Below are 12480 nucleotides of genomic sequence, written 5' to 3'. Positions count from 1 at the left end.
TCACATACCTCCTATTCTTTGATGGCGCCGATCATGACGCCCTTCACGAAATATTTCTGCAAGAACGGATACAGAAACAAGATCGGCAGCGTCGCCACCATAATCGTCGCATACTTAATCGTTTCGCCAACCGGCATCCGATCTCCCCCTCCTACCGAGGTCATCATGCTGCTGGTATCGTTCTGGATCAGAATCTCGCGCAGGATCAACTGCAGCGGAAACAAGTCCCGGTCCCTTAGATAGATGAGGGCATCAAACCATTTATTCCAATGCCACACCCCGTAAAAGAGGACCATGACCGCAATGACCGGCAGCGATAACGGGATGATGATCCGGAACAGAATGGTCCAGTCGGTGGCTCCGTCGATCCGCGCGGATTCCTCGAGCGCATCGGGTACCCCTTGAAATGCCGTTCGCATAATAATCAAGTTCCATGTCGTCATGGCGCTTGGAATAATCAATGCCCAGTACGTATCAAGCAGACCCATATTTTTCACGAGCAGGTATTTCGGGATGAGCCCGCCGTCAAAAAACATCGTCATCACGATCAGCATCATGATGGCGCCTTTCCACATCACGTTTTTCCTGGATAAACCATAGGCTCCGAGAGCCGTCATGAGAATGTTCAGCGTCGTGCCGACGACCACATAAAATATCGTGTTGAGGTAACTTCGGATGATATTCGGGTTCTCGAATACCATACGATAGGAGTCCAGCGAGAAGCCCTTGGGCCACAGCAGGATGCCCCGGTGCTGAACGAATTCGGCCGGCGTGCTGATCGAAGCAAACAATACGTAGAGAAACGGATATAGCGTTATGATCGATAACAAACACAATAGAATGACATTCGCAGAATCAAACAGGACTTCACTGACCGATCTAGTAGTTCGCATGAGATCCCCCTCTCTACCACAGCTTCGTATCGGTAAACCGCTTGCTGAGATAATTGGCTCCAATGAGCAGCGCAAAGTTAATCAAGGAATTGAACATGCCGACAGCGGCGCTGAAGCTGTAGCTTGCTTCCAGTATTCCCTTGCGGTAGACATAAGTCCCGATCACGTCTGCCGTCTCGTAGATGACCGGGTTGTACATAATCAGGATCTTCTCATCCTGCAGCGCCATAAAGGAACCGATCCGCAAGATAAGCAGAATGATCACGGTCGGCAGGATGCCAGGGAGCGTTATTTGAAGCATCTGCTTCCAGCGGCCGGCACCGTCCACTTTCGCCGCCTCATACAGGGACGGATCAATATTGGAAATCGCTGCCAGATAAATGATGGAGCCCCAGCCAATCCCCTGCCAGATGGCGGACGAGGTATAGATGGTGCGGAACCATTCCGGCAGCCGCATGAACGAAATCGGCTTGCCGCCGAAGTAGGTGATGATATGGTTGATCAGGCCGTCCACCGCCAAAAAATCAACCAGCATCCCGACAACAACGACAACGGAAATGAAATGGGGAATATACGTAATGGATTGTACGGTCCGCTTAAAGATCCGATGTCGCACCTCGTTCAGCATCAAGGCCAGCACGATGGAGGCGGGAAATACGAAGATAAGATCGTACGCGCCGAGGATAATGGTATTGGAAACGACCCGCTCAAAGAAAAATCCGTTAAAAAAATCGCTGAAATGTTGAAAGCCGACCCATGGGCTATTCCAGATGCCGAGCCCTGCGGAGAAGTTCTTGAACGCAATCTGCAGGCCGTATAACGGTCCGTAATGAAACACGGCATAAAACGCCACAACCGGCAGCAGCATCAGGTAGATCGTGGAATTCCGGCGAAAGTCCTTCGCTGCTCTTGCGCTGAAGCTCTCGGATTTGCTCTGTATCGTCATGCGTTTTGTTTCTTCCTTTAGCTGCACCGTATGCCCTCCTCTGTGAAAAATAACCCGCATGAAGAAGGATACGGCTCGCCCGTTTTCTCCCTCTTCATGCGCTTCTACAACTTACCGGCTGTTAAAACGGTCCAGCGCAGACTGCTGAATCTGAAGGGCTTCTTCAATGCCCATTCCCTGCACCGTTTGGACAAATTGATCAAAGCCGCTGATCGGCTCCACGCCCATAATGAATTTGTTGACCATCTCTTCGTAATACGTATTAATATCGTTCATGATCGAGGCATAACGCGTGCTCTCTTCTGCCGTCGGCGAAATAATCGGCATTAAACGGTCGTTCTCCGCCTTCATCCATGTCTCAATGGCCGCTTTTTGCTGAGGAAGCGCGGAATACTGCTCGACGTAACGGCGATCCTGAACGAAAGGTCCCGAATAACTGGCCAGGTTGTATTTCGACAACGCCTGGGTGATCGACAGCCCATCTGGATTCTTCATCACTTCGTCGGTATAGGTCGGGTACCCGTCCTTCATCTCGTAGCTGACTCCCTCAACCCCGAAATTAAACAGCATATGCCCTTCTTCCCCATATTTGTAATCGAGCCATTTCACCGTTTCCGCCGGGAATTTGTTCGCTTTCGTCACAGCCGCCCCAAATCCGTTGAACGGCGAATCCTTCTGTCCAAGAAGCGGCGTGTCCCCCTTCTTTAGCACAACGTTGGGAGCGCCCACCAGACTGACGTCCGGATTGCTTTTTAACATGAGTTCGGAATAGCGGCCGAGGCTGCTGCCCATGTATCCGGAGAAGGCACCCACTTGATTGTTGGTCACTTTGGCATCTTTGAGCGTCCCGTCCGTTGCCGCATAATCCTGATCGATCAGGCCTTCGGCATACCATTTGCTCATCGTCTCCAAATAAGATTTGAATTCCGGTTGGATGGGGCCGTACTGTACCTTCCCGTCCACCTGATAAAATCCTGTCGTAATTCCCCACGCGCCGACAAATGCATGGTTAATGCCCGTCATATCCATATCAAGCAGGAGCGGGATTTCATCCGCCTGGCCGTTCCCGTTGGGATCCTGGGTCTTGATCGCTTTTAATACTTCATACCACTCGTCAATCGTTTCCGGCACTTGCAGGTTGAGCTGATCCAGCCAGTCCTGGCGGATGATAAGGCCGTTAAAGGTCAGCAGATACTCGTCGCCGCGGATGAACGGGAATACGTAAATGTTTCCGCCATCCGTCGTTATCAGCTTTTTGTATTCCGGGTGTTCGTTCAGCAGTTTCGATAGGTTTGGAGCATGCTCTTCAATCAGCTCATTCAGGCGAATGATCGAACCGTCCGATATCGCTTTATCCGGCCCTCCGGATACGTTGGCCCAGCCATACTCCACGACATCCGGCAAGTTGCCCGACGAGACCATAATGTTGAAGGCGTCTGCCTCTTGCCCTGCCGGCGGATGCTGGAACTCAACCTTGGTCCCTGTCAATTTCTCCATTTCCTGATAGGCGGCAATGCCGTTCATATCCTGCATCGTTGCCGATGCGTTGGCATTCAGCGATACCCAATAGGTCAGCTGGCCGGGATACCCCGTTTCTCCGCCTGAGGCAACGCCCGTTCCTTCCTTGCCTTTGTCGCCGGCAGGCTCCTCGGCTCCCGAGCCTTTTCCGCTACAGCCGGCAATCATAGCCACAATCAGCATGAAGATGGCCAGTCTCGTCATACGTTTCCGGTTTGTTTTCAAATCACGACGCCTCCCTTTTTTCCTAATGAATGATCATCTCAAATGTTCAGGCCGAGTTGATGCCGGCCCTGCCTCAAATATTAATGCTGAAGCGCTTTCAACGTATATCGTACAGTTTCTGGATCCATATACAGCGATTAAGAATTGAGATGATCATTTCTTAAGGTTGATGATAGGGAATGCAGGGTTTCCTTGTATTTTCCCGGGGTGATCCCTTCGTATTTCTTGAATACCCGGATAAAACCGACATCGCTGGTATAACCGACGGAACGGGCGATGTGCGAAATCGTATTTTTGGCATCCCGCATCATTTCCTTGGAGCGCTCGATCCGAATTTTCGCCAGGTAATCGGTCAGATTGGTCCCGCTGTTCTTCTTGAAGAAGGCCGACAGATAGGGCGGCGTGATATCGAATTGCTCGGCAATGGAAGCCAGGCTGATCATGGCATCGTCGTGATGCTCCGCGATGTAGCTTTTTATCTTATCCAGGAGCTGCGAGGAGGAATCGCCTCTCTGGTCTCTTACGTACAGGCAGACTTTGCCGAACATCCATTTCACTTCCCGGTACAGCTCCTCTACCATGCTGCCCTCGGTAATGTCCTCGATCGATTTGCCTGCCTGACCGAATACGTCCTCGTATTTCAAATTTAAGGCATTGAGCAGCTTGAACATCGTGCTGAGCAGGTTCGCGAACATGAGTCGGCCGAGCTCGGGCGAGATGGATTGACCGCTGAAGTTGTTGTGGTACAGACTTTGAATGATATCCTGAGCCTTATCCGTATCCCCGCTTTTCATGGCGTTAATGAGCTGGATTTCCGTCTCAATGGGAAAATCATAATACACCCCCGTTTTCTGCTTCATTTCATCGTAGAATAAAATCGGTTTATAGGCCGTAAAAATGGAATATTCCAGCGCCTTCAAGCTTTGGGTATATCCGCTTGCCAAACATCCAAGATCCGAACGGATATCGCTGATCGCGATCGTGATCTCGGACTTGAAGCGCTGTTCGATCACCAGCTTCACTTGTTCCGCCCAATCGTACAGCTCGCCCGCCTTGTCCTGCAGAGGTTCCGGCATATTCAGAATCATGGCGACCTGGTTCTTCTCCAGATCCACGGAATACGCGGTAAAGGGATGAATTTCTTCGGCCACCTTCCCTGTGACAAAGCGGATCAGGGCCCATTCGCTTTCCCGTTCGTTATGAATGAACCCGCTGGCATCCCTCAGCTCGATCAGGGCAACGGCAAAGCCGGGATGCGGAAACGATATCCCCATGAATTCCAGGGCATGCTCCGACATATCGGCCGCATCCACGTTTCCCTTCAATAAACGCTGCAAAAAGTTGGACCGGATCACCGGCGTTTGCCTCGACAATTGCTCCTTCATTTCTGTCTGCTTGCCAAAGGAATCGGCCATCGTGGATTTGATGAAATCATATTCGTTGCGTACCTTCCCCTCCTTGACCGGATGGGATTGGCGGATAAAGCGGATAATGTCGCGCAGGGGATAATACGCCCGGTACGTCATGTACGCGCAAGCGGCAACTCCGGCGGCCAGGCAGATGCCGAGAACGCCTGCGGCCATTCGTTTGACCATATTCACCTTTTCCATAAACACTTTTTCCGGCACGACCGACACGTACTCCCACCCGCTGCGTGCGGATCTGGACGATACCGTCATGACGGCCTGCTTATCCTCAGCTTTACCCACATTGGATACTGCGGTTTCACCGGCACGAAGAATCACTTGACCGCTGGCATCCTTAATGGATATCGTTCCGTTGTTGGTTTTCACGATCTCCTCGAGCAAGCCTGTAATCTGCCTTTCGTCGATCAGCATGACAAGGGCGCCTTTGGGGTTGTTTTTCTCGCCAAATGGAAGCGTTTGCATATATGTGAGCATTCGTTTCTGGTTCAGGCCTTTGCCGACCTCCGTTACGGGCAGATACCGGTTGAAATGGACGCTGCGCAGTATATCCGCTTGGTATTGTTGAAAGGTTAAGCTTTCATATCCGTAGATATCGGAGAACAAGACGCTGGACGTCGTTTTTAAGGTTGGGCTGAGAACCGTATCGCTCTCATCAAGATACACATAAAAATCGGTGATAAAACTGCTGCTGTTTCGATACCGCTGCATTTCCTGCATGAAGGTGTAGTAATTGTAATGCTCCGCTCCGGTTTGAGGGGATCCTGCCTTTAACAGCGTATCCAGTCTCGGATGTGAAGTAATGTTCCGGGAAATCAAATGCATTTCATCCAATCGGCTGTCCACGACCTGCTTGGCCTGTTCGATGAGTGCCATGTTGGAGTTGTTGGCATTCTCGATCATAATTCGCTCGATTTGGGTATACAGACCCCAGAACACGATGACCGGGATCAGCAGTACCACAAGATAGGACATGAGCAACGTAACGAACACGGATACGCGATTGGATCGCTCATTTCTTGCAGTGGTTGTCGTCAATTTCCCCATACCCTCATTCCTTCCATTCTTTAGATGTGTTCTTTCCGCACTTACATTAATTACATCATACTGTTTTTATTTAACATGAACAGGTTTTCTTCAAAAATGTTAATGCATCACGAAATTGTATCATACTCGAACGCTGCGGCTTCCTCTACGATGGAAGTGTTCCGGTTTCATGGCCGGAAATCGATATCAGTCGGGAGGGAATGAATGTGAAACGAATGGCTCTGATTGTACTCGTGCTGATTACGGGGCTTCATGGCTTTTTGCCGCCCCCATTGGCATGGGCAGAGAGCGAACGAGATCAGGTACAGGAGGGTTTGCTTGTGAACAGCGGTTTTGAGGCAACGGAGGCGGGGTCCAGCTGGTCAGGCGGAATCAAGCCGGCAAATTGGGGACAGTGGCTTCCAACAGGCTCGCCCATATTGGGAGTAGATTCGGGAATATTCAAATCCGGGAAACAATCGGTCAGCATCGAAGGTCCCGCAGGAACGTCCAGCCGGGCAGCCATAACCCAGTCCATCCCGGTAGAGGTCGGGAAAACGTATCGGATCAGCGGCTGGGTCAAAACGGAGGCCGTCAGCAATGCCGCGCTCATCCGATATCAAATGAAGCGAACCGGCACCAGCAATGTGCTGGTTCATGTCGGAACGCTCAAGGGCACCCAAGACTGGACGTATATGGAGAAGCTGTTCACCGTTCCGGATAATGCGGCCTCACCGCCCCTATTGACCGTTGAGCTGTTTCTGGAAACCGGAACGGGCAAAGCTTGGTTCGACGATGTGTTGGTTGAGGAGCCGCTTCAATCCATCGCGATCGAACCGGATGTGGCCTATCTGAATACGGGCGAGACCATAACACCTTCCGTCCGTTATGAGCCAGGTTCGTCACCTCCCCCTCAGCTGCAGTGGTCTCCGTCCAATCCGGAAGTCGTGGAAGTGACGGATCAAGGTGACGTAACCGGCCTTTCCACAGGACTTGCAACCGTAACGGCAGCGACTTATGACGGTGCTCATACCGCCTCTATGGCGGTCAGCGTCAATGCGCCGGACACCTTGCTGGTGGACGATTACGAAGGCGAAACGGCTCAAGGCCAAGCTTTGCTCGGGCAATTGTCCGCGCGCGACAGCAGCGGTGCCGACCATACGTATCTCCTCGTCTCCCAGCCTGCGCACGGCAAGATTACCGTAAAGGAGAACGGCAGCTTTACCTACTATCCCGACAGCGGCTTTAGCGGTACGGACCTCTTCCAGTTTGCTGCCCTGCAGGCTGATACGGGCGGCGCCAAATTCGGAAAGGGCACGATCCACGTTACTCCTGTGAATGCTGCTCCCCTGTTGGATTTGGAATGGGGTTATACGACGATGAATACTTCCCTTTCCGGCCAGTTCACGAAAGCGAAGGATCCGGATGGAGATCCGATCGCATGGAAACTTGAAGCACCGCCATCACAGGGCACGGTTCAAGTGGATGCCGAGGGTACTTATCGATATGCTCCTAATGAAAACTATCTGGGGTACGACCGTTTTCGCGTATCGGCTGAAGATGGACGTGGCGGACGTACGGAAAGCGATATGCTGGTCTTTGTCGGGCCGACGGCAGATCGAATTTCGGAATCGCTGCACGGTCATGCCTCATCCGCCCGTTCCCATCCGCGCCTTCTCGCATCCACGGACGATTTGAACCGCTCCAAGCAATTGCTGGCAAGCGGAGATCGTTATATGACGGAGTGGATGGAACTCTTGAGAAATCAAGCGGACCCCGTCCTTGCAACTTCGCCGCTAACCTACCAACCTAATGGCGGCAATGCCTACATGCTACGCGACCGCTTGATTCCGACCGCGCTCATGTATCGCTTGACCGGCGAATCCCGTTATGCCGAACGTGCGTGGCAGGAACTGGAAGCAATGACGCACTACCCCGATTGGGGCGGCAGAACCAACAACATCCTTGCCTTGTCTGAATTGTCTTTCGCCGTTGCGCTGGCCTACGATTGGATATACGACGATTTGAATGAAGCTCAGCGAGCCCAATTGAATGCGGCGATTCGAGATCATGCGCTTGCTGTCGCGCTCGATTGGTACCGGGGTGAATTCCGCCATAACGGGGAGCACAATAACATTAACCTGGTAGACAACGGAGGCCTTGGCCTGCTTGCGTTAACCGTTGCGGATGAGCCTGAGACCGAGGATCAGGCGCTGGAAGTCATCCAGAGCACGTTTCAGAAGCTGCAATATGCGCTTCGTCACTATACCGAGGACGGTTCTTGGCCGGAAGGTCCTGCTTATTGGCATTATGGAGGCCAATACTTGGCCATGTATATTCAAGGCTTGAATAAAAGCCTGGGTACCGATTTTGGGCTATCCCTGCTGCCGGGATACGAGGCATCGGGCGCATATCCATATCATTTGCTAGGCGAAGGCGGCGTGTTCAATTTTTATGATGGCGGCGTCAGCTACAACATGTATGAATCCTTATGGTTCGCCTCGTTCTTCAACAAACCTGAATACGCCTGGTTTATTGGCGATCTGTATGAGCGCAAGGGCTACTTCCACCCTCTCTATCTGGTGTTTTACGAGCCTGGCATGTTTGAAACGGTTCCGACGGAGCTGGATCGTTTCTTCACCGGCATTGAATCGGCCTCCATGCGGAGCGCATGGGATGATCCCTATGCCTTGTTTGCTTCCATGAAAGGCGTTAACGAAACGATGCGAAGCCATAACGATCTGGATGGCGGTACCTTCGTTTTTGACGCGCTGGGCGTAAGGTGGGCATCCGATCTGGGGAACGAATCCTACAGCTTGCCCGGCTTCTGGGATTACAATTATAATCGCTGGACGTATTACCGCAAAAAAACCGAGGGACATAATACCATCGTCATCAATCCCGCCCAGAATCCGATTGTTCAGCAAGAGCCTTACGGCACAGCCGTTACGATAAAAAAAGAATCGAAGCCAAGAGGAGCCTATACAATTCTAAATATGACCGACCTGTACCGGAAAGACGCAGGCGAGATGTTAAGAGGTATGAAACTCTCCGCCGATAGACGCGAGCTGGTCGTCCAGGATGAGATGAAACTGAAGCTTCCTTCAGAGCTGTATTGGTTCATGCACACCGGAGCGGACGTGGAGATTGTGGAGAATGGACGCGCCGCCATTCTTTCACAACTGGATAAGCGGCTGTATGTTGAGCTGGTCGAAGGACCGGCCGGCGCCCGGTTCTCCGTCATGGATGCAGCGCCGCTGGCCACCTCTCCGAATCCGGATGGCCAATCCAGCAACGAAGGCATGCGCAAGCTGACCATACACCTGGAGCACGTCCAGCATGTCCGGTTGTCCGTTCGCATGGTTCCTTTATACGCAAACGATCCGATACCTCCAGCGGAGACGGGGTTTACTCCCCTGCTGGAATGGACCATACCTGACGGCGATCTGCCCGAACCGGCAGCGCGACCTATGGCTAACCGTTTATTCATGGACGGAATGCCGCTTCATGGGTTTCGTCCAGAAGTCACGTATTATGAAGTCGGACTTCCGTTTGATGCTCCCTCTCCGCCTGTGATGACGGCCGAAGCGGAGCATGCCGTGTCCATTGATCAGGCAGATACGATTCCGGGTACGGCAACCATCGTCATTCAGAACGACGCTCAACCGAATCTGAGCAATAGATATACCATCAAATTCACCCGGAATCCGGCCATAGGCGAACCGCCGAACCATCTAAAATATCAGGTACGGCATGTTACCGCGAGCGCCGTTCCCGAATCGGCGAACATTCCGGAACATACCGTCGACGGCAACCTGAGCACTCGCTGGTCCGCGCCGGGTACGGAATACGTACAGCTTGACCTGGGAGAGCTGAAGCCAGTGGGCGCTGTTTCGCTGGCCATATATTTAGGGGATACCCGTAAAAACCGGTTTGATGTTCTTGCCTCCGTCGATGGCGAAGAATGGTCGACCATCTACGAGAATGGGCTGACTTCCGGCACGACTGTGCAGCCTGAAACTTTTCTTGTGGAGCAAACGACAGCCCGATACATTCGGATACTGGGCAAAGGAAATAATGCCAACCCGTGGAATAGCTTCACCGAAGTCGGCGTGTACCCGCTAGCCCCGATCGTGATGCGCGTGGAAGCTTCAGATGAGCTCAAACTGGGCGAATCGGAACAGATCGAAGCCTGGTACGGCTTTCCGGGCGGGATGCGTGAACAGGCGGAAGAGCTGACGTACACTTCCGATGCTCCGGATATCACTCAAGTGAGTTCAACCGGACGGATGAAGGCGATATCTCCGGGAAGCGCTGCGATCTCGGTTAAGGACCAACGTTACGGATTCGTTGAAACGCTCCATGTCACGGCCGCATTCGATGGAAATCAGCCTTTTCTCCGGCTGCTGGGCAAGGATCTAATGACTTCCAAGACAACGCAGCAGCTTCGGGCTGAACTTCTTCACCCCGATGGCCGCAAGGAATCCCTCGACAAACTCAGCTATCGCAGCAGCAACCCCCATATCATCTCCGTTAACGAACAGGGAGTTGCCCGCGCGAATCAAAGCGGAATTGCCGTTGTCAGCGTAACCGACCGGACGAGCGGCAAGACGGATTCCATGGCTATAACCGTCCGTTAAGTCCAAGCGGCTATATTGAGATATTCGCCACTGTTTTGCGAATACGGGTTATAATCTGGAAAGGATCGTCCCCGAGGAGACGATCCTTTTTTATTTTATCCGCAACAAGTTAAGGTTCATATATCATTTTGCGGGTCATGCCGCCGTCCACCACCAGATGGGCCCCTGTTACAAAGTCATTCTCCGGATCGGTAAAATAAAAGCAGGCTTTGGCGATATCGGCCGGAATCCCGACCCGACCCGCAGGGTGCTGCTTATGGTCCTCGGATCGAAGCTCTTCATAATCCCCGGTTTCAATCCAGCCCGGACTTATGCAATTCACCCGAATTCCATCGGGCCCCAGACTAACGGCCATGGCATGGCTCAACGCAACGATGGCTCCCTTGGAAGCCGCATAAGCTTCCGAATTCGGCTCGGACATGATGGAACGCGTGGAGGATATATTGACGACAGCCCCGCCATTCCCGCTCTTTTTCATATATGCGGCAGCCTCGCGGGTAGCCAAAAAACAGCTTCTGGCGTTCGTGTTGATTACGTCGTCCCATTCTCCCACCGTAAGCTCATATGGTGATTTCCATCGGGAGACCCCTGCGTTGTTTATTAAGATATCGATGGTGCCCCCATATTGGGCCGCTTGGTTCATCAGGCGTTTAATCTCTTCTTCCTTCCTCACATCGCAGGGGATGAAGACGGCATGAAATCCTTGATCCTTCAAGGTGTTTGCCGCCAGATTGCCCTGCTCTTCATGAACATCGCTTACTATCACTCGAGCTCCGCTAGCCGCATAAGCCTCAGCCAATCCGCGGCCTATCCCGTTCGCAGCGCCCGTTATCACCACCGTTTTATCCTGAAATTTCATAGGCAGCTCCTCCTTCTCCTACATTATATACCACAGGAGAAGGCGTCATAAAATGAACCAGCCTCTTATTTAGGTTGTTCATAACCCCGGACCACATGAAGATGCGCTCTGGGGTGCCTGACGAATCCGTAGTACCGGGTTCCCTGAAAACGAAGCAGTCCCTCGTCCCCTTCCGCGCACATGCCGAATTCCTCGCCGTTTACGGCAAATTCCATGCGATCTCCGCTCTCCACTTCGAATGTCAGATAATAGGTGGTACGAGTACGGCTCGACATCGTATCATCCGTCTGCTGTGTATGTTTCACTTCCGTTCGCTTGCTCACAATTTTGGAATCGACCGATAGCAAAGGCTGTCGGTTATTCTGACTCCATTGCAGGATTCCCTTACCGGCCGACAGCAAAATGATCCCGATGACGACGATGAAAAACACGGGCATAACGCTGCCGAAAAAATCGAACATCCAATCTGACCCCGATCCCATACGGCTCCCCCCTCCACCTTGTCTTGAAATATGTATATGCTTTATGTCGGACAATTTAACTCATGCATCATGGAAAGTTTGATTGAAATTTTAAAGAACTTGTCCCTTTCTGGGAGCGTCAAAAAAAGCTGATGCCGGCAATGTGCCAGTCATCAGCTTCTTCACGGAACCTTATAACGCCCTGATCCATTCATTGTCTTCATCTTGTTCATACCCGCTTAATCGTAAGCCAATCTCATCCACTTCATCGTTTCTTCTTGTCCCGTCATTTCATGGTCCTGCGGTGCCATGTCCTGCTCGTTCCAGCAAGCCAGACATTGCTCCTCCGTCTGACATAAACATGCATCATCGCAATGGTAGCACAAGCGAAGGAAATTTATCGTCATTTGATCGGTATGCATAAGGATCGTCCCCTTCCAAACTTTTTGACGTACCTGATTACATCTTTATAGTAGCATACAGGTTGA

8 protein-coding genes are annotated in these 12480 nt (G+C 51.9%); 1 reads left to right on the top strand and 7 read right to left on the bottom strand.

Annotated elements, in window-relative coordinates:
- Positions 1 to 11 precede the first annotated feature (11 nt).
- The 4 genes from RB297_RS01480 to RB297_RS01465 form a co-directional block, all read right to left on the bottom strand.
- Positions 12 to 893 (bottom strand): carbohydrate ABC transporter permease, encoded by an 882-nt coding sequence (locus RB297_RS01480; RefSeq protein WP_036665327.1) that lies wholly within the window; start codon positions 891 to 893, stop codon positions 12 to 14.
- Positions 894 to 906: 13 nt separating this feature from the next.
- Complete coding sequence (locus tag RB297_RS01475) at positions 907 to 1866, bottom strand: ABC transporter permease (RefSeq protein ID WP_009589453.1); 960 nt, start codon at positions 1864 to 1866, stop codon at positions 907 to 909.
- Positions 1867 to 1950: 84 nt separating this feature from the next.
- The gene (locus tag RB297_RS01470) at positions 1951 to 3582 is read right to left on the bottom strand and encodes an extracellular solute-binding protein (RefSeq protein WP_192572308.1); all 1632 of its coding nucleotides are present in this window, start codon (positions 3580 to 3582) and stop codon (positions 1951 to 1953) included.
- Positions 3583 to 3719: 137 nt separating this feature from the next.
- Positions 3720 to 6053 (bottom strand): AraC family transcriptional regulator, encoded by a 2334-nt coding sequence (locus tag RB297_RS01465; RefSeq protein WP_375119520.1) that lies wholly within the window; start codon positions 6051 to 6053, stop codon positions 3720 to 3722.
- Between the two features lie 215 nt (positions 6054 to 6268).
- Between RB297_RS01465 and RB297_RS01460 the strand changes: the two genes are divergently transcribed.
- The gene (locus RB297_RS01460; RefSeq protein WP_375119779.1) at positions 6269 to 10672 is read left to right on the top strand and encodes an Ig-like domain-containing protein; all 4404 of its coding nucleotides are present in this window, start codon (positions 6269 to 6271) and stop codon (positions 10670 to 10672) included.
- Positions 10673 to 10781: 109 nt separating this feature from the next.
- Here the strand turns inward: RB297_RS01460 and RB297_RS01455 are convergent, their stop codons facing one another.
- The 3 genes from RB297_RS01455 to RB297_RS01445 form a co-directional block, all read right to left on the bottom strand.
- The gene (locus RB297_RS01455; RefSeq protein ID WP_096773426.1) at positions 10782 to 11531 is read right to left on the bottom strand and encodes an SDR family NAD(P)-dependent oxidoreductase; all 750 of its coding nucleotides are present in this window, start codon (positions 11529 to 11531) and stop codon (positions 10782 to 10784) included.
- Between the two features lie 65 nt (positions 11532 to 11596).
- Positions 11597 to 12013: a DUF2500 domain-containing protein gene (locus tag RB297_RS01450; RefSeq protein ID WP_015734745.1), complete on the bottom strand. Its 417-nt coding sequence runs from the start codon at positions 12011 to 12013 to the stop codon at positions 11597 to 11599.
- A gap of 218 nt (positions 12014 to 12231) precedes the next feature.
- Positions 12232 to 12414, bottom strand: a complete 183-nt coding sequence (locus RB297_RS01445) for a hypothetical protein (RefSeq protein ID WP_036665338.1) — start codon at positions 12412 to 12414, stop codon at positions 12232 to 12234.
- Positions 12415 to 12480 lie beyond the last annotated feature (66 nt).

This window comes from Paenibacillus sp. CR_12, from assembly GCF_041953985.1.
Lineage (GTDB): Bacteria > Bacillota > Bacilli > Paenibacillales > Paenibacillaceae > Paenibacillus_AQ > Paenibacillus_AQ lautus_A.
The sequence above is the reverse complement of the archived record's forward strand: the minus strand, read 5'-3'. Positions and strand labels throughout refer to the sequence as shown.